Raw genomic sequence first — 17,815 nt, 5'->3', positions numbered from 1 at the left:
TTAAACCGGACAAAAAATATCCGTCTAAGGAACCGATCTGCACAACAACTTTTTGTTCTTTTCAGACCTCAACTCTGAGGGGACACTTTGAAGTGGTGAAGGGGGGACAGTTTAAATGGTATATCCACTATTATTGCTGAAGAGGGTGATTCTTATACCCTAATAGGTATAAGAATGCCTGAAAGTTATATCACTGCTGCATTGGCTCAATTAGAAGCCAAAAGACTGGAATATCTGAATTCGAATAAAGTGCCTCGTGTAGTTTATGAAGCTGCCGTAGATCCGCTGGAATTGAAGCGTAAAAACAAAGAATTAAAATCAGGTGATATTCTGCCATTCAAAGATGCCAAAATCGGTCTTGATGATAATTTGCAAATCACCAAAGTAAGTTATACGGCGACTTATCCTAATCTTCATATAGGCTCACGATTTGAAATTGAAATCGGTCAAGAGGTAACTTATAACCGTATTCAAAAGATTGAAGAGGATATCAAGCAAACAAAGGAAATAGTTACGCAGTACAGTAAACAATCATATGCATATGATCGTAGAAATATCCGTGCTATCAATGAGTTTAAAGAAAAGGTTTTCGATCCTGATGAAAAGTTGCAGACGGCACTTGTGCAAGGAATAGCAGCTTTATTTGGTTCGGAATCGATGTACTTTGATTTGGAGGATATTGATATAGCTGTGAATGCAGGAAGTGATGCGAATAGATTGACTTTGACAGCTGGTAAACTTATTCATAAATCATACGAGATTACAGGCTTGGGGTATATTTGGAATTTATCTGCATTTGATCAGGATGATTTAGCCCCTTTGAAATCATATTATCTAGCAGCTAAAGTAAGTACGACAGCCTTGACTGGTGAATGGGTATTGAGTGAAAACCAAATGGCAACTGAATCTGAAGTGGGCTATTATCATTTTAATCTTGGGGTTCTGTCGTCTGTGATTGAAGGTCAACGATCATTCAATCCTACTCGTATGTTTACGCTTATTTCGGGAGGAAATGTAGTTACTGATGTGGTGACAGCGAGATTAATTAATGTTCAGAAGTTGTTTGCTCAAGAGATCATTGCTGAAAATTTGCACGTGACTGGTGATAGCCGTGTAGCTGGGTTTTCTATAGATGGTAATAAGATAACATCAGCGGATTCTATTCCTGAACGTACGTTTGTAACAACAAGTCCAGCTGGAGTTTTTGTTCATGCAGGATCATATTATGAGGTTTTGGAGTTGTTGAGAAATGGAGTTGCATTCAAAGCTGTCTACAATGGATATGATGAAATTTTCAACTACCATGCTATGATAGAAATGTTGTTTGGAGGGAATGGCGCAATGATATCAATGACTCGTTCTGCTTCATCTACTAATCCAATGTCAATAAAGCAACATCCATTCAAGGGCTTATATCTAAGATTAGGAACTGCTATTGATTTCACAGGTGACATAATCGCAAACGGTCAATATGGCTATACAGGGAAAGTCGGGTTTAAAAATGAATCTAATGTCACCAAGTATATGAATTATTATTCAGGAATAATGGTTGGTGTTACAGATAGTTAGTAAGCCTCCAGTCTTTTATAAATCTCTCACAATGTCAAAAAGAAAATGCACAAAGCACTATGCTGGAGGCTTGAAAGCTCTTGCAGTGACTTGTGCATTTTAACAATTGTGAGAGGTGCAAATATAACAAATAAAAGACTATGAAGACGCCAATATCCTATTACGGAGGAAAACAAAATTTAGTAACGACAATTCTACCATTATTTCCAAGACATAAAACATATATAGAACCATTCGTTGGTGGTGGTGCAATTTTTTGGGCAAAAGGTCCAAGTGAATGTGAGGTTATAAACGATTATAATAGAGAACTTATAAACTTTTATGAAGTTTGTAAAAATGAGTTCGTAGAACTTGAAAAGATGATAAGAATATCTTTACACAGCCGTTCTCTCCATGCTGACGCAAATGTTATGTATGAAAATCCACATTTATTTACAAGAATACAACGAGCCTGGGCGGTTTGGGTATTAGCTCAACAATCATTTAGTGCAATGCTTGATGGTTCTTGGGGGTATGATACTAAAGGAGGGACTACCTCCAAAAAGATTAATAATAAAAGAGAGTCTTTTACTGAAGCTTATGCTATACGATTGCAAAATGTACAAGTTGAAAATACAGATGCTTTACGTGTTATTAGGTCCAGAGATCATAAAGATGCCTTTCATTACTGTGATCCTCCTTACTTTAATTCAGATTGTGGACATTATGATGGGTATTCTAAGGATGATTTTGAAAATCTTTTAGTTACGCTCCAAAATTGTGAGGGAAAATTTATGATTTCATCATACCCTAGTGAAGTTTTAAGTGATTATACGAATAAAAACGGTTGGTATACTAAAAGAATTGAGCAAAGTGTCAGTGTGGCTAATGGAACAGGTAAATCAGGGAAAAAAAAGATTGAGGTCATGACGGCTAATTATGATTTGAGTAATCCTAATGATTCACTAACTTTATTTAATACTTAAAATTGGTACCGATATCATTAAAAGTCATTAAGTTAAATATCATTGTATATTAATATGAGAAAAAAGGGGTTGAAAATACATGAGTTCAGAGTTGATGGTAATATTAAACCAATTCCATATAGGTTAAGAGTTCCAATTTCAGTCAATACTGCGGATACTTATTATATCTCTACTAGGGAAAATATTGTAAGTCCGTGTACTGTACAATCTACTCATCTCGATTCAGAAGGAAGAGAAATGGCTTGGGTAATAATCCACGAAACAATAGATGGAAAAGGAGAAAAACATAATATGTATACTGATGAATTAGGTCGAACACCTGAAGAAGCTATCGAGCATCAATGGAACTTTTTTACTAGATAAACGAGTATTAAAAAGTATTTAATAGCCTTTTAAAATTGCTTTATGAAACGTTTAAAGAAAGTAAAAATTAATGATAGACTTATTATTAATGGTTATAATTATGATAATGATCCAATATTACTGTCACTGAGGAATAGAGCTAAAGAACTGTTAAAGTTAGGATTTAAGGAGGCTGCAATAAAGCAGCTGGAGGAATATATCAATCAGAACTATCCTGATAAGTTAGAAGATGAATTACGCCTATTAAACATTTAATAGGCGTAATTTTTTGTGCATTTCGTTTTGAAATTATGTACATTTCGTTTTTGCGTTTATAGAGGGGAATAATTATAAAGTTGTCCAAATTAATTATGGATAATCTTTAAAACCAATTAACTCATAAGACAAAAAGAAAACTTTAGGTTATTTTTACCGAAAAAAAATATTAAACATCCTTCACTCAAAATATATGCAATACAGAAATCTAACTAAATTACTTTACTTATTAATCATCTATTTTCTTCTAATATGTACTACAACTTATTCTCAAGAAGTTAGAGGTTGGACTAAATATATCAAACGAATCTTAAATCCTAACAATCCCGAATTGATTGGATATATGGATCATAAAGGTGATACCGTTTTAAAAGCAATATATCATCCAGTATTCAGTCATAGCATAATAAAAGATGTGGGAGCAGTATGGAATACGGATCCTAAAGTAGGTAGTTTTTACTTCAACAGAAAAGGTAAAATATTTGGGAGAGATAGCACTTGGGCTTGGGACTTTTCATATGACGTAGAATCTGAGGGGTTTATTCGATTCTCAATAGAGGAACTTCCAGGCAGAAATCCACACTGTGAAGGAATGTTTGATTGGAAAGGGAGTATTCGCATACCAGCCAATTATAATGAACTCTCATCCATGAAGAATGGGTTTGTACACGCTTTAAAAGATGCAAGAAGAGAGCCTCTAGAACCTGGAAGTGAATATTATAAATGGGTGGGTGGTAAACAATTACTCCTAGACTCCAATAATAATATACTTGTCTCTGATCAACAAGAAATGATGAAAGTGAATGAATTTATTGATTACTATTCATTCAAAATAGTTCAAGACACTATTGTAGACAATATTAACATTAAAATGGACAAAGGAAAATATTTATCCTTTAATGATGTCAGAAAAGAATTTTTAAATCAAATAAACCTAAGAAGATCAGTAGAAAAATTATTGTTAGATTCATTAATTATAGATAACAAAGCTGTTAGAAAATCTGATTTTTTAACTCTTCAAAAATACCGTTCATTAAAAAAAAATCTAGAAAAGCCTTTAAATATTAGGTACGTTTCACTTTCGCAATTTCCCAATTTCTTTGATGGTGATGATAGTGGAAGCTTTTTACTTCCATTCATTGAAATGAATTCTCCTGATGAATATTTTAGAAAACATGCAATTTTAGATTTACTAATAAGCGATAATCTAAAACAAGATTTTGTCTATCAGTTTGTTCGTGTTCAAAAAAGCAAGTACAAGTTGATTCAGATAAGTGAAGTTAATAGATAAACAGAATAACCAAATCAGACCGAGACATCTATTTCGTACAAAGAAATCAACGAATCTGAAGAAAATCCGTATAGGGAACTAAAGTAAGAAGATGACAAGGAAGAGTAAAAGGATTATTTTTTATGAATAAAAAAATAATCCCAGTACGTATGCATCTCTTTATTAGCAATAATAGGAGTTATATTTCCCTATGAAGTATTGTTTATTTATTTATCACGATATACTTCATACGTTAATGTAGCAACATCAATTGTTTTACTTGCTGTAAATTCAATTATTGCATTCAATGACTCAGTAGCACCAGCATCCAGTTCTGTTGCTAATAATCTATCTGTTTGAAAACTATTCCCATCGGTAGTTTTAACTTTCCATTTAATTCTGAAATAGCCTTCACTATCACTATCATAGTTCATGCTTGTAGTATTTTTTTGTGCATAATCTATATCCAATTGACCATTACCTCCCTTGGTACTAACATCTAAAATCGTAAAATCAGATACTTTAAATTTCCCTTTATCACTACCCGGAGAATCATCATCCTTACTACATCCAAACAGAAACACTAATGCAAACACAGGGAATGCTATAAATAATATTTTTTTCATGATTTTATTTTTTGTTTTAATAAAAAGTAGTCATTTAAAAAAAATGACACCAAGCGTAAATATAAACACTTTAAATTAAATAAAATCAATTAAATATCTCAAAAAGAATATTTTTTTATCTTTCGAGAAATCTAAATATTATCATATAGATATATTTTCTATTAAGCATAGTGCTATTACTTTATTTTTCTAATTGTTTTTTATTATAAAATGAAAATATTGGATAGTAATCTAATAACTCAGTAAAAAGGAAAAATATTTAGATCTTAAAATTTACTTCCAAACTTATACCCTAACTTCCGCATGCTTAATACTTCCACACTATACACACCAAATTCTTCTAACACACGTCCATGAATTTCATAAAAACCTGCGCCTAAAAGTGGATATTGCTTATACACAGGTGGAAAATGTACCGTATCCAACCAATCTCCCTCCGCATCTAAAAATGTCCCGAAGCACATTCGATCATTCTTAATAGTCCAGGTTTCCTTAAGCGTCACAAATCGTCCTACAATTTTGATTTGCTGTCCTAGATATTGAGGCAACTCTTTTGCTTTAATTACCCCACTAAGGTATTTTTCTTCCAACAATTCAAAAAAATCTCCGACCACAAAGCCTAACAAATCTAATTCATCTTTCAAATCTTCCAAACGATCTTCTTCAAAAACAGGCAGCGCGAAATGAGGTTCGTCTGTTGTAGCAAATAAACTTACCGGCACTTCCTTTTCCAAACGCTTGCTTTTGAAATTCGCTTCCCAAAGCAATGTTTTCTTATCCAAACCAGTAAACCGCAGCGCGCCTATTCGAATCAATAAATTCAACTGTTCGGGCGAAGGGTGTAATCGCTGAAAAACATCGTGTAAGTCACAATAAGTTCCATTTTGCTTTCGTTCCGCTACAATTTGATGTGCAAATCGTTCTTCCAAACCCTGCAAATGGATAAAACCCACATAGACTTTGTTACCATGAATATTCGTCAAATAGTCGCTATGATTCAAACAAGGTAACTGGATATCCCCTCCATAGCGACGCAACTCATGAAAGTAAAATTCTGTACGATAAAAGCCACCAAAATTGTTGATGACTGCCACATAAAATTCTTGCGGATAATAGCTTTTGAGGAAAAGACTTTGGTAACTCTCGACAGCGAAAGAAGCCGAGTGCCCCTTCGCAAAGGAATATCCACCAAAACTTTCCATCTGACGCCACACTTCTGTCGTTACCGATTCATCGTATCCAAATTCGCGACAATTGGCGAAGAATTTCTCTCGCAGTTTCTCAAATTTATTCTCCGAACGATATTTTCCACTCATGGCTCTGCGCAAAATATCTGCTTCGTCCAGCGAAATTCCACCAAAATAATGAGCGACTTTAATTACATCCTCTTGATACACCATGACGCCATAAGTCTCCTCAAGTAATTCTTTCATTTTCGGATGCAGATACTCAACTTTATCACGGTCATGATATCGCTCTATATATTGCTTCATCATCCCCGATTGTGCCACACCAGGACGAATAATCGAACTAGCAGCTACTAGTGTAAGATAATCCGAACATTTTAACTTTCCCAAAAGCTGACGCATGGCAGGACTTTCGATATAAAAACAACCAATGGTATCCGCTTCGCGAATTTTCTTCGCTAGATTAGGGTCGCTAAAAAATTCTTCGACGTGGTGAATATCAATATGCTTTCCACGATTTTTGGCTATTAATTCCAACGCATCTTTGATATGTCCCAAACCACGTTGACTCAAAATATCAAATTTATAAAGCCCTATTCTATCCGCTTCAAACATATCCATATGCGCCGTCACCAATCCTTTGGGCGGCAATTCGGTTACAGCATATTGATTTAAGGGTTTTTCGCTAATCAGCACCCCTCCTGCATGTATCGAAATATTCGTTGGAAAATTCACGAGTAAATCGCCATATTTCTTAATCCATCGCTGAAATTTATCTTCCGAATTCCATTCTCTAGTACCAACCAATCGGTCTATTTCCTCTTTGGGAAGACCAAACACTTTCCCCAATTCCCGCACAATAGCACGACGCTGAAAAGTAGAATACATCCCCAGTAAAGACACATACTGTCTTCCATAACGCATAAACATATATTCGAAAATCGCATCACGATCTTGCCAACTAAAATCGATGTCAAAATCGGGCGGCGAAGTACGGTTAGGGTTTAAAAAACGTTCGAAATACAAATCCAATTTAATCGGATCCACATCCGTAATGCGCAAACAATAGGCTACAATAGAATTGGCCCCACTCCCCCGTCCAACATGATAAAATCCTCTTTCATGTGCATAACGTAGCATATCCCAAACAATTAAAAAATAGGCATTAAATCCCAAATCGGCTATCATCTTCAGCTCCTTCTCTACTCGTTCAAGTGCGATTTTATTATGCAAACCATACCGCATTTTACTACCCTCCATTGCCAATTTTCGCAATAGCGCCGAGTCATCTTCTTCAGAAGCAGTGAAATATTTACGATTTTTATCTGTGTGAAATTCCATTTCAATGGAACAAGAATTAACGACTTGCATCGTTTTGGAAATAACTGACGGAAATCGTGCAAAAGCACTTACCAATTCCCCCTCTTCCATCAACATCTCTCCATCACCTGCAAAATCTGTTTTTGTCAACTTCGACAACAATGTATTCTTTGCTATAGCCCGCAAAATACGGTGGACATCATAATGTGTTTTGTCTTGATAGGTCACAGGATGGAGTATCACATATTTGTCCACATCAAGATGCAGCTGCCAAGTCAGGTTATTCAAATGCAAAATATCCAAACCAATCAGTTCATTTACGCCAAGTTGCTGTTGCAAAGTATGTTCTTCATAGCGATAAATCACCCATACATCTTCTGTAGTGAAACTAGGACGTACAGGAAAAGGAATTTCCTTTTGTTTATGATAAGACAAGAACGTATGTATCGCCAATAGGCCAGCATTGTTTTTCGCCAACAACACATAGCAAAAATGATCTTCATGGCGCACTTCAGCACCAATGATAGGTTTAATACCTACTTCCTGACATTTATGCATGAAATCCCAACAATCCGCCGTGGAATTAATATTCGTCAAAGCCAAAGATTTAATACCTAAACCTTTTGCTTGCTCTATTAATTTCTTAGGCTCATAGGTGCCATAATGAAAACTAAACCAGGTCTTGCAATTCAAAAACATAGTACAAAATTAGGTATTCAAAATTTGATTTTACTAAAATTTTTAGTAAAATATTTCCACAATATTTTCACAGCATGCTCATTTCTTTTAGTAAATTGCATCTATGTTGCCATACATCGACATTCATACCCATCAATTGCAAGAAGATTTAAATGCTTTTCAATTACTCAATTGTATCATTGGAAGAGAGCAATTTTCTTCCGAAGTATGCTCTGTAGGAATTCATCCTTGGTATGTGAATAAAGACGTTGAAGCGCAATTTGATTTATTGAAATCACATGCTTCTGCTAAAAATGTACTGGCTATTGGTGAATGTGGATTAGACAAAATCACCGAAACTAATTGGGATGTACAAATAGAAATTTTCGAAAGGCAAATACAATTGGCAAATGAATTGCAAAAGCCATTAATTATCCATTCTGTTAGAACATATCAAGATATTTTTGCGGTACTCAAAACTCAAAAAGTTGTTGTTCCTGTGATTTTTCATGGTTTTAATAAAAATATAGAATTAGCTTATTCGATTCTAAATCGAGGTTATTATATCAGTTTTGGCACTTCTATTCTCCAAGGAAATCAAGATATTCTACTTCAATCCATAGATTTAGATAAAATTTTCTTCGAAACTGACAATAAATCTACCAATGTAGTAGATATTTATTCTTATTTTTGCACCGTTCGAAAAATCAGCCTATCGGATTTACAAGAACAAATAGTCAAAAATTTTGAGAACGTATTTAGATACAACATATTATCATGAAAGATTTATCTTGGTTGTCAAGAACAGAAGCATTAATTGGCCGTGAGGCATTAGAAAAATTAGCAAAGTCGCATGTCTTGGTTTTAGGATTAGGTGGTGTGGGATCATTTGCTGCAGAATTTATAGCAAGAGCGGGCGTCGGCAAAATGACAATCATTGATGGTGATACAGTAGACCCCTCAAACCGCAACAGACAATTACCTGCCTTAGCAACTAATCATGGTGTCGCTAAAGCACAAATCATGAGACAGCGATTGTTGGATATTAATCCAGAATTAGATTTGACAGTGTATGAAGAATTTGTGATTCCTGATCGTGTCGAAAAACTAATAGCTGAACAACCCGATTATATCGTAGAAGCTATTGATAGTATCACACCAAAACTATTTTTGATTCGTCAAGCATATGCTGCTAAAATCCCCTTTGTAAGTTCGATGGGGGCAGGTGGTAAAGTAGATCCTACTAAAATCAAAATTGGCGATATTAGCGATACATACAATTGTAAATTAGCCCATCATATCCGAAAAAAATTACGCAAACACGATATTCGAAAAGGTGTAAAAGTGGCTTTCTCCACAGAATTACCAGACAAGGCTTCATTGCTATATACCGATGGTAGCAATTATAAAAAATCTGCATATGGAACCATGTCGTATCTCCCTGCAGCATTTGGTGGAGCAATAGCTTCAGTCGCTATTCGCGATCTGATTGAGATGAAAACAGTATAAAAAAAGTAAAGCGAGAATAATCTCGCTTTACTTTTTTTATACTGTTTATTCAGCCTTTGAATTCAAATTGGTATCTGCCAATTTTGTTAAAGCTTCATCACATTTCTTTTCTTCCTTCAAACTTTCTAACAATAATTTTAGCGCTTTTTTATGTCCTAAAACTTTTGCGAATGCAGCTAATGTACCATACGTTGCTATTTCATAATGTTCCACTTTTTGCGCTGCAGCGATTATACCAGCATCACGTACTGCACCAATCTTAGTTTCCTTTATAATACCTTTGCCTTCTTCTAATAGACCAGCCATCGCATCACATTTCTCAGCCTCAGCTTTCTTACCAATAGATTTAAATGCTTCCTCTAATCGTTTAATATGCTGTTCAGTTTCTCCAAGGTGACCCTTTATAGCTTTCTTGAGCTCCGTTGAGCTAGCATTTTTCTCCATCTTTGGAAGTTCCTTTTTTAATGCCTTTTCTGCCCAATAAATATCTTTCAAACCATCCTCAAATAAATCTTGTAAATTTTTGGCTGCATCTTTCTTAGCAGGAACTTTTCCAGCGTCTGCAACTTTACTCTTAGGGGATGTTACCTTTTTCTTTGATGCGGATTGACTCTTAGATGTAGAAGCTTTTTTTGTTGCTTGTTTTTTATCTTTCACTGTAGCCATAATTAGAATTATTAGTGTGTATATTCCTAATCAACAGTGGAAACAAGTTATTGTTTTAATTATTTAACGACCTAATAAACTTAATTCTTCTGAATTATACATATTAGCACCCTTTAGGTAATTGTATATAATATCTTTGGCTTTATCGTCTTTCAATTTATATAAATTTGAAACTAAGTATTCTTTATCTTCATTGATATTTTCCTTATAGCCTAAATAATCTGGAATATGATATTGAATAGATAAACGAATAAAGCGTAATTCTATATTATTGGATTCTAATTTTATCTGTGATTCCAAAAGCTTTTTGCCATCTTTGAAATAGCCCATTTTTTTGAAAGGATTAGAAGTATGTTTAGCCATAAACATATTGAATGCAGCCTGATATCCTTTCTCTAATGGAGATTTAGCATTTTTTTGTAATAAACTTAAGTATTTTTTACAAAGCACTTCATCCTTTACTCCCCTATTAAAATCTTTTCGAACATCATGAAGATTTAATGATTGAGCATTAACAATGAATAAGTTAAAAACTAAAATAAGAGATCCAAAAAATTTAATCATAACTCATACTTTTTATAATAATCTTTATTGCATAAATTACAAAAAACAAGCCAATGATTCAGAAACTCAATTCTGAATCTTTCTATTTGTAGTTATTTTATTAACCTATCATGTAGTAGATTAACAATCTCTGCTGTCAACGCTACATTTCCATCTTTATATGTAGGGATACAACCATTCGTTATTACAACTATACCATACTTTTTCTTTGGACTAAAAAACATAGAACTATACAATCCATAAGCTGATCCAGTATGCCCTACCAAGTGTTCGCCAGCTATCAATTGACTCGTTTCTAATAATGCTAGACCATACCCCTCCTTTTCAGAAAGCTTCTTCTGCATCATTTTAGAGTAATTTTTACCTAGAATTTTTATTTTCCCCGACTTACCATAGTACATATGCATTGTCATGTATTTGGCCAAGTCTACCGCAGATATTTTCATACCTCCTGTTGGTGAAAAAATTGGAGTAGTAACACCAAGAATATGATTACGTACATCCTCACTACGTGGATTGTATGCAGAAGCTTCATGTACAAACTCTTCCTTATCTTTATTATAAGAATATAATGATGCAAATCGTTTATTATCCAACGAGTCAATACAATATCCTCCATACAATGCCAACGGATTAAGGATTTGTTGACGAATATAGTTATCGAAACGAATATTTGTTAATCGTTCTAATACAGATCCAGCCATATTGAAATTTAGATTACAATATTGATAATTTGTTCCTGGTTCATAATTATTATAGCTTTTTTGCCAATTGCTGTTCTTTGCTGGATTGATTACATCTAGATCAAAATATCCATTTACATCATTGATACTTGACGTATGTGACAGCACCATTCGTAGCGTGATTTTTGTATTTGGAAATTTTGGATTTCGCACTGAAAACCCAACTAAATCACTAAAATCATCATCTAACGAAAGTCTTTTCTTTTCGACCAACTGCATGATAGCTGTAGATGTAAAAGATTTTGAAATCGATGCTATTCTAAATATATTTTTATCTACATCTAAAGGAGTATTATTCTCAATTGAACTATAACCTATTGCATTTTTCTCTATTATTTCCCCGTCTTTGACAACCACATAAGCCACACCAACAGCTTTATATTTATCAGCTACTTTTTTTACATCACTTTTCAAATCTTGACCAAAAAGCAAAACATTACTCATCAATACAGTGAGACAACAAGAAATAATTTTTTTCATTTATAGATGTTATTTATTTAGGTAAATTTCAATGCTAAACTTAATGCATATCCTATTGCAATAGCAATTACAAAACTCGCTAAAGTCCCCAGCAAGATATACTCTGTAAATTTAGTATCTTTTGCATTAGCTAAGTCACCAAATCTGAAAATTGATTTGGCAGCTAGAAGAAATCCTATCCCTTCCAAAAAGTGAATTTGTATAAATAGTACAATTAATAGCCTCTCCATTATACCAATTAATAGCCCTGCATTCATCAAACTATCCTTTCGCTTATTTTGAAATTCAAATTCCCTATTCCATTTAGAGAAAAATAAACGCAAGAAAATAGGACTTACAGCAGTAATGAGTAAGAATGCTATGGCATATAATAGTGTTTTGGGAGAAAATACTTTATTATAATGAAAGAAATATACCCCATAAGTATAACAAACTGTAGCAATCAAAATAAGGATATGTAATAGTTGATCAATACAGAAATAAAGTAAAGGTTTGCTCGGATACTTACTTTCAAACCAAATTTTCAGACTATCTATCGCGAGATGCGAAAAGGCAATAAAGGCTATCAACATCCAATAAGCTTGCAGATCTGCATATAGAAATAACACCAACAATCCAGTATGTATAAGCACATGTAGGACTAAATAGGCTACATTTTCTTTTCGCTTCTCAACCATAGACTTCGTTTGTAAAACAAAGTCTCCAAGAATATGAGCTAATAATATTTTCAAAAACAGGATTAACATCGCTTAATTAGTTCTTTAGTGCAATAATCTATAGCTATCTTAATTTTGTGCCAATTCGCATTGCCGAGTTCTGTACTTATTTGACTTTGGTACTTTCGGTTTAATAACTTTGCTAACTCACGTTGATTAGCTGATGGATTTTTAATGGTCATTGATACCGTTTCAGCCATATTAAAAGTCCATCGATTTGCTAGCTCGGTAGCCAATTGCAACATGATGGTCGTAGTCTCATCCCAATCACTCCAAGGTGATTTTACGCCTACGAAATTCTTTTCTAATGTATCAAAAGCTTCACCAGAATTAATTAAAGCATCTCCTGCAGAATTTTTGATATGTAGATCCAAATAGGATATTTCCCCTATACCAAGTCCCACTCTTACATCCAATGGTTGAACTGTACGCATAGTTGATTTCAGTAAGAATATCGCTTCAATACAGTGTTCAATAGGAACAGCTATTTGAAAGCTATCTCCCCTAAAAATATCAAAATTATTTGAATAATACTGAAGACTTTGTTGCAAAATTGGCAACCACTTCTGTACATCTACCTTTCTAGAACTTATAATATCTCCTGTTATTACTGCATGTTGTTTTTCCATCTCGGGTATAATTGAACTATAAATATCATCAAAATAAGTGATATATTAAAATATCACAAAATTTAATGATAAGAAACTATATCATTAAAATAAATAATTAAGCATTAACAATTCCATACTTCACATTAAAAATAAATGAGTAACTTAAACTAAAACATTATTCGAATACACCTGTTTTTTAAAACATGATATACAACCAATATAAAAGGAATGAAAAGATTTAAAGCAACTAAAGACTTCAAGATTAAAAACTATCCAACCAAGATAAATATGAATGCCGAAAAGGCAAAAAGTGGTCTAAAAGATTTACGAAAACAAATCGCTCAAATTCAAGACATCATGTACGCACACAATAAATATAGCGTACTGATATGTCTTCAAGGTATGGATACAGCAGGCAAAGACTCTTTAATACGCGAAGTTTTCAAAGATTTCAATGCAAGAGGAGTCGTTGTTCATAGCTTCAAAACTCCTACGAGCAAAGAACTTCAACACGATTACTTGTGGAGGCATTATATCGCATTACCTGAACGCGGAAAATTTGCTGTTTTCAACCGTACGCACTACGAAAACGTCCTTGTAACCCGTGTTCACCCGGAGTATTTATTGAACGAAAACCTACCAAAATTAAATGATATCAAAAGTTTAAAACCACTATTTTGGAAAAATCGATTTGATCAAATCAATGCTTTCGAAAAGCACATAACTCAAAATGGTACCATAATATTAAAATTCTATCTTAACCTTAGCAAACAAGAACAAAAGGATAGATTATTACGAAGATTAGAAGAAGAGGATCATAATTGGAAGTTTTCGCCAGGTGATCTTGCTGAACGAAAACTTTGGGACAAGTACATGCATTGCTACGAAGAAGCTATAAAGAATACATCTACAGCATACGCTCCTTGGTTTATAATCCCTGCGGATGACAAAAAAACAGCAAGATTTATAGTAGCCAAGACAATCTTAGAGGAATTGAAAAAATATAAAGATATTTCCTATCCCGAACTACCAGAAGATATCGAACAACACATAAATAGTTACAGAAATGAACTAAACGATGAAGAATAAAAGCGCAATTTATTTTGCGCTCTTATTATGATATCGCTGTGCAATAAAAGTAATTACAAAAATCTGGAAGGCATGATAAACCATTAACGGTAAAAAATATAAACCCATGTATGGATTATTCATGAAGATAAACTTTCCAAAGACACTCCCATGAGTCAATGATTTTTTAGAACCGCAAAACAACAATGTTATTTGATCTTCACGATTAAAACGAAATATGTAATTTCCTACAATAAACAACAGAACGTAAACTAAAATAAAAAGGAAAACTACCGCTAAAAACAATCCAAGTAAATATTTCGCACTCAATGTTTTGAAAATACCATCATCAAAGGATTTCGCAAAGCTTCCGTAAACAATCAGTAGAATAACAGTCTTATCAAAATTAGACAAATGCTTATTGTTATTTTTTGCCCATGTGCCCCAATATTTTTGAAGAAATAGTCCTGCAATAACAGGTAAAATGATTTCAAACATCAAACCCACATACACATCTAATAATACATTCTCGGTCGTAAAATCCAAAAATAAACTCATCCACAATGGAGTGATTAGCACACCTAGCAAACCAGAAATACTGGCATTAAAAATTGCCGCAGGTATATTACCCTTAGCTAATGAAACCATTACAACAGAAGAAGAAACTGTCGATGGTAATGCCGCTAAAAAGAAAAAACCAAGCCATGAATGTTCTGAAATATACGCCCCTACAAAGGGCTTAAAAAGTAAAACAAGAATTGGGAAAATTAAAAAAGTAGCCGATTGAACCAAAATATGCAATCTCCAGTTTTTCAACCCAGATTTAATCTGCTCAAAACTTAATTTGAGACCATAAAAGAAAAAAATAAGACCAACACCCACTGAGGTAATTCCATCCAACACCGTTCCGTCTTGATAAATGGCTAATTGAGGAAACAAAAATGCTATTAGTATACTTAACAATAGATATACTATAAAGAGGTCTATTTTCATATATCCTCAAATATAATCATATAGTATCCTAAATAATAACAAAGAGCTGTTAAGTGTGGGCGTTAGTTAAATTACTATATCAGCTCGTGATATAACTTTGTAATTGATTAATGGTTTCCTTTTGATCCTCTATGACACATTTTACGAGATCACCAATAGACATCATGCCAACAACTTTCCCTTCTTCGACAACAGGTAAGTGTCTGAAATGATTTGTAGTCATCAATACCATACAATTTTCTATAGTATGACTTTGTGTAACTGTACGAAGATTAAAAGTCATCACCTCATAAATAGCAGTATCTTTTGAAGATTTCCCATGCAAAACTACTTTTCGTGCATAATCTCTCTCCGTAAATATCCCCAACAACTGTTCATTTTCAATTACCAGTAATGCACTAATATTTTTTTCCATCATGAATTTAAGGGCATCCAAAACAGAAGCGCTAGAAGTAACAGAATAAATTGCTGATGGTTTAGATTGAAGAATATGTTTTACAGTTTTCATAATCCTGAAATTTGGTCGTTAAGGAATATTGGTCAGTTTATTGCACCTCATTAACAGTTTAATCACGCTAACTATTTGCAAATATTTTCATAATAAAGATAAGAAATAACTGTTAATAAACCACTTACAAAACAAAAAATATATCAAACTTAGTAAAAAACAACCTCTCTTTGAATAACGGTTTGATAAATACAGACGTACAATGAATATCATTTTTTCAGTTTTAGAATGATTTCATTAAAAAAATTTCAAAACTAACCGCAAAATGTATTTGAATAATTATATTTGTATCACTATGAGTACAGCATCATATTTATCAGATAGAATCAATAGCCTTTCAGAATCGGCAACATTGAAAATGACCAAATTAGGTCGTGAATTAGCAGCACAAGGTATTAACGTAATCAGCCTAAGTGTTGGTGAACCGGATTTTAATACGCCGGCACACGTTAAAGACGCCGCTAAGAAAGCATTAGACGATAATTTCACTAGATATTCTCCAGTACCAGGATACCCAGATTTACGTCAAGCGGTAGTTAATAAATTAAAAAATGAAAACGGCCTTGATTACGACATATCGCAAATCGTGGTTTCAACAGGCGCTAAACAATCGTTATCAAACGTAATTCTTACCTTGGTAAATCCTGGTGATGAAGTTATTATTCCTACTCCTTACTGGGTTTCTTATTCAGAAATGGTAACATTGGCGGAAGGTAAATCTGTATTTATCAATACTGATATCGAAAGCAACTTCAAAATTACAGCAGAACAATTAGAAGCAGCAATTACACCAAAGTCTAAAGTTTTCATGTTTTCTTCTCCTTGTAACCCTACTGGATCAGTATATAGCAAGGATGAATTGGCTGCTTTAGTTAAAGTTTTTGAGAAACATCCAAATATTTTCATCATTTCAGATGAGATTTATGAGCACATTAACTTCGTAGACAAACACGAATCTATCGCTCAATTCGCAAGCGTAAAAGACAGAGTAATTATTATCAATGGCTTTTCAAAAGCTTTCGCAATGACAGGATGGAGACTAGGTTATATTGCAGCAAATAAAGAAATTGCAACAGCAAATGATAAGCTACAAGGTCAAACAACATCAGGGACTTGTTCTATAGCTCAAAGAGCAGGTATCGTTGCTTATGAACAGGGATTAGATTCTGTATATGAGATGAAAGAGGCTTTTGCGCGTCGTCGTCAATTGGTATACGACTTATTAAATGATATACCAGGGCTAAAAACTAATTTACCAGATGGCGCTTTCTATTTCTTCCCAGAAATTAGCTCTTTCTTTGGTAAAAAAGACCCAAATGGCAATGTTATTAAAGACTCATCTGATTTAGCATTGTATTTATTAAATTTCGGTCATATTGCTACAGTAGGTGGCGATTCATTCGGAAACAACAATTATATTCGTTTGTCTTACGCGGCATCTGATGACAATTTGAAAGAAGCATTGAGAAGAATGAAAGATGCATTAGGAAAATTAGTGTAATCTATAGCATAATTAACAAATACAAAAGGCTTCAAAATGGACTGACCCCCAAAAGTTGGACGACTTTATACAATGTTTTTGATATAATGAGCTCGGTATTCCACCGGGCTCATTCCATTTAAATTAATTCGTATTCTTTCGTTATTATAATACTTTATATATTCTCTAATATCTTTAGCTAACTCAAAAATAGAAGTATATTTTTTTAGATAAAACAATTCTG

19 protein-coding genes are annotated in these 17,815 nt (G+C 33.6%); 9 read left to right on the top strand and 10 right to left on the bottom strand.

The genetic code is table 11. The features are described from left to right. Positions 1-174: 174 nt before the first annotated feature. The 5 genes from IPZ78_RS16735 to IPZ78_RS16715 all read left to right on the top strand — a co-directional run bounded on the left by IPZ78_RS16735 (position 175) and on the right by IPZ78_RS16715 (position 4,443). Positions 175-1,569: a hypothetical protein gene (locus tag IPZ78_RS16735; protein WP_225555131.1), complete on the top strand. Its 1,395-nt coding sequence runs from the start codon at positions 175-177 to the stop codon at positions 1,567-1,569. A 140-nt stretch (positions 1,570-1,709) separates the two neighbouring features. Then, complete coding sequence (locus IPZ78_RS16730; protein ID WP_225555130.1) at positions 1,710-2,534, top strand: DNA adenine methylase; 825 nt, start codon at positions 1,710-1,712, stop codon at positions 2,532-2,534. Between the two features lie 54 nt (positions 2,535-2,588). Continuing rightward, positions 2,589-2,897, top strand: coding sequence for a hypothetical protein (locus tag IPZ78_RS16725; protein ID WP_225555129.1), 309 nt, complete (start codon positions 2,589-2,591; stop codon positions 2,895-2,897). A 42-nt stretch (positions 2,898-2,939) separates the two neighbouring features. After that, a complete protein-coding gene (locus tag IPZ78_RS16720) occupies positions 2,940-3,152 on the top strand; it encodes a hypothetical protein (RefSeq protein ID WP_225555128.1) in 213 nt (70 codons plus the stop codon). Positions 3,153-3,345: 193 nt separating this feature from the next. Beyond that, positions 3,346-4,443, top strand: a complete 1,098-nt coding sequence (locus IPZ78_RS16715; RefSeq protein WP_225555127.1) for a hypothetical protein — start codon at positions 3,346-3,348, stop codon at positions 4,441-4,443. A 206-nt stretch (positions 4,444-4,649) separates the two neighbouring features. Here the strand turns inward: IPZ78_RS16715 and IPZ78_RS16710 are convergent, their stop codons facing one another. Next, a complete protein-coding gene (locus IPZ78_RS16710) occupies positions 4,650-5,048 on the bottom strand; it encodes a hypothetical protein (RefSeq protein ID WP_225555126.1) in 399 nt (132 codons plus the stop codon). 266 nt (positions 5,049-5,314) lie between these two features. Next, the gene (locus IPZ78_RS16705) at positions 5,315-8,254 is read right to left on the bottom strand and encodes a DNA polymerase III subunit alpha (RefSeq protein WP_225555125.1); all 2,940 of its coding nucleotides are present in this window, start codon (positions 8,252-8,254) and stop codon (positions 5,315-5,317) included. Between the two features lie 103 nt (positions 8,255-8,357). Here IPZ78_RS16705 and IPZ78_RS16700 point away from each other — a divergent pair, with 103 nt between their 5' ends. Beyond that, positions 8,358-9,014 carry a TatD family hydrolase gene (locus IPZ78_RS16700; RefSeq protein WP_225555124.1) on the top strand — a complete coding sequence of 219 codons (657 nt, stop codon included), beginning with the start codon at positions 8,358-8,360 and terminating at the stop codon, positions 9,012-9,014. Continuing rightward, positions 9,011-9,742 carry a tRNA threonylcarbamoyladenosine dehydratase gene (locus tag IPZ78_RS16695; RefSeq protein ID WP_225555123.1) on the top strand — a complete coding sequence of 244 codons (732 nt, stop codon included), beginning with the start codon at positions 9,011-9,013 and terminating at the stop codon, positions 9,740-9,742. The genes IPZ78_RS16700 and IPZ78_RS16695 overlap by 4 nt, the downstream gene beginning before the upstream one ends. A gap of 45 nt (positions 9,743-9,787) precedes the next feature. Here IPZ78_RS16695 and IPZ78_RS16690 read toward each other — a convergent pair whose 3' ends face one another. The 5 genes from IPZ78_RS16690 to IPZ78_RS16670 form a co-directional block, all read right to left on the bottom strand. Next, complete coding sequence (locus IPZ78_RS16690) at positions 9,788-10,408, bottom strand: YciE/YciF ferroxidase family protein (protein WP_225555122.1); 621 nt, start codon at positions 10,406-10,408, stop codon at positions 9,788-9,790. A gap of 63 nt (positions 10,409-10,471) precedes the next feature. After that, a complete protein-coding gene (locus tag IPZ78_RS16685) occupies positions 10,472-10,972 on the bottom strand; it encodes a hypothetical protein (protein ID WP_225555121.1) in 501 nt (166 codons plus the stop codon). 92 nt (positions 10,973-11,064) lie between these two features. Beyond that, positions 11,065-12,195: a serine hydrolase domain-containing protein gene (locus tag IPZ78_RS16680; protein WP_225555120.1), complete on the bottom strand. Its 1,131-nt coding sequence runs from the start codon at positions 12,193-12,195 to the stop codon at positions 11,065-11,067. Positions 12,196-12,212: 17 nt separating this feature from the next. Continuing rightward, entirely contained in the window at positions 12,213-12,941 is a 729-nt protein-coding gene (locus IPZ78_RS16675) for a DUF3307 domain-containing protein (protein WP_225555119.1), read from the bottom strand. Continuing rightward, positions 12,935-13,540: a hypothetical protein gene (locus IPZ78_RS16670; RefSeq protein WP_225555118.1), complete on the bottom strand. Its 606-nt coding sequence runs from the start codon at positions 13,538-13,540 to the stop codon at positions 12,935-12,937. The genes IPZ78_RS16675 and IPZ78_RS16670 overlap by 7 nt, the downstream gene beginning before the upstream one ends. Before the next feature lie 210 nt (positions 13,541-13,750). Between IPZ78_RS16670 and IPZ78_RS16665 the strand changes: the two genes are divergently transcribed. Continuing rightward, positions 13,751-14,611 carry a PPK2 family polyphosphate kinase gene (locus IPZ78_RS16665; protein ID WP_225555117.1) on the top strand — a complete coding sequence of 287 codons (861 nt, stop codon included), beginning with the start codon at positions 13,751-13,753 and terminating at the stop codon, positions 14,609-14,611. Positions 14,612-14,620: 9 nt separating this feature from the next. Here IPZ78_RS16665 and IPZ78_RS16660 read toward each other — a convergent pair whose 3' ends face one another. Both IPZ78_RS16660 and IPZ78_RS16655 read right to left on the bottom strand, forming a co-directional pair. Beyond that, on the bottom strand, positions 14,621-15,583 hold the full coding sequence (locus IPZ78_RS16660; protein WP_225555116.1) for a bile acid:sodium symporter family protein: 963 nt from the start codon (positions 15,581-15,583) through the stop codon (positions 14,621-14,623). Positions 15,584-15,662: 79 nt separating this feature from the next. Further along, the gene (locus tag IPZ78_RS16655; protein ID WP_225555115.1) at positions 15,663-16,091 is read right to left on the bottom strand and encodes a CBS domain-containing protein; all 429 of its coding nucleotides are present in this window, start codon (positions 16,089-16,091) and stop codon (positions 15,663-15,665) included. A 295-nt stretch (positions 16,092-16,386) separates the two neighbouring features. Here IPZ78_RS16655 and IPZ78_RS16650 point away from each other — a divergent pair, with 295 nt between their 5' ends. After that, the gene (locus IPZ78_RS16650; RefSeq protein WP_225555114.1) at positions 16,387-17,592 is read left to right on the top strand and encodes a pyridoxal phosphate-dependent aminotransferase; all 1,206 of its coding nucleotides are present in this window, start codon (positions 16,387-16,389) and stop codon (positions 17,590-17,592) included. Positions 17,593-17,657: 65 nt separating this feature from the next. On the opposite strand, the gene IPZ78_RS16645 is transcribed toward IPZ78_RS16650, so the two are convergent. Continuing rightward, positions 17,658-17,810 (bottom strand): IS3 family transposase, encoded by a 153-nt coding sequence (locus tag IPZ78_RS16645; RefSeq protein WP_262903833.1) that lies wholly within the window; start codon positions 17,808-17,810, stop codon positions 17,658-17,660. Between the last annotated feature and the right edge of the window lie 5 nt (positions 17,811-17,815).

The organism is Sphingobacterium bovistauri, assembly GCF_020295405.1.
Lineage (GTDB): Bacteria > Bacteroidota > Bacteroidia > Sphingobacteriales > Sphingobacteriaceae > Sphingobacterium > Sphingobacterium bovistauri.
Note: the sequence above shows the minus strand (reverse complement) of the source record. Positions and strands in the feature narration are given on the sequence as shown.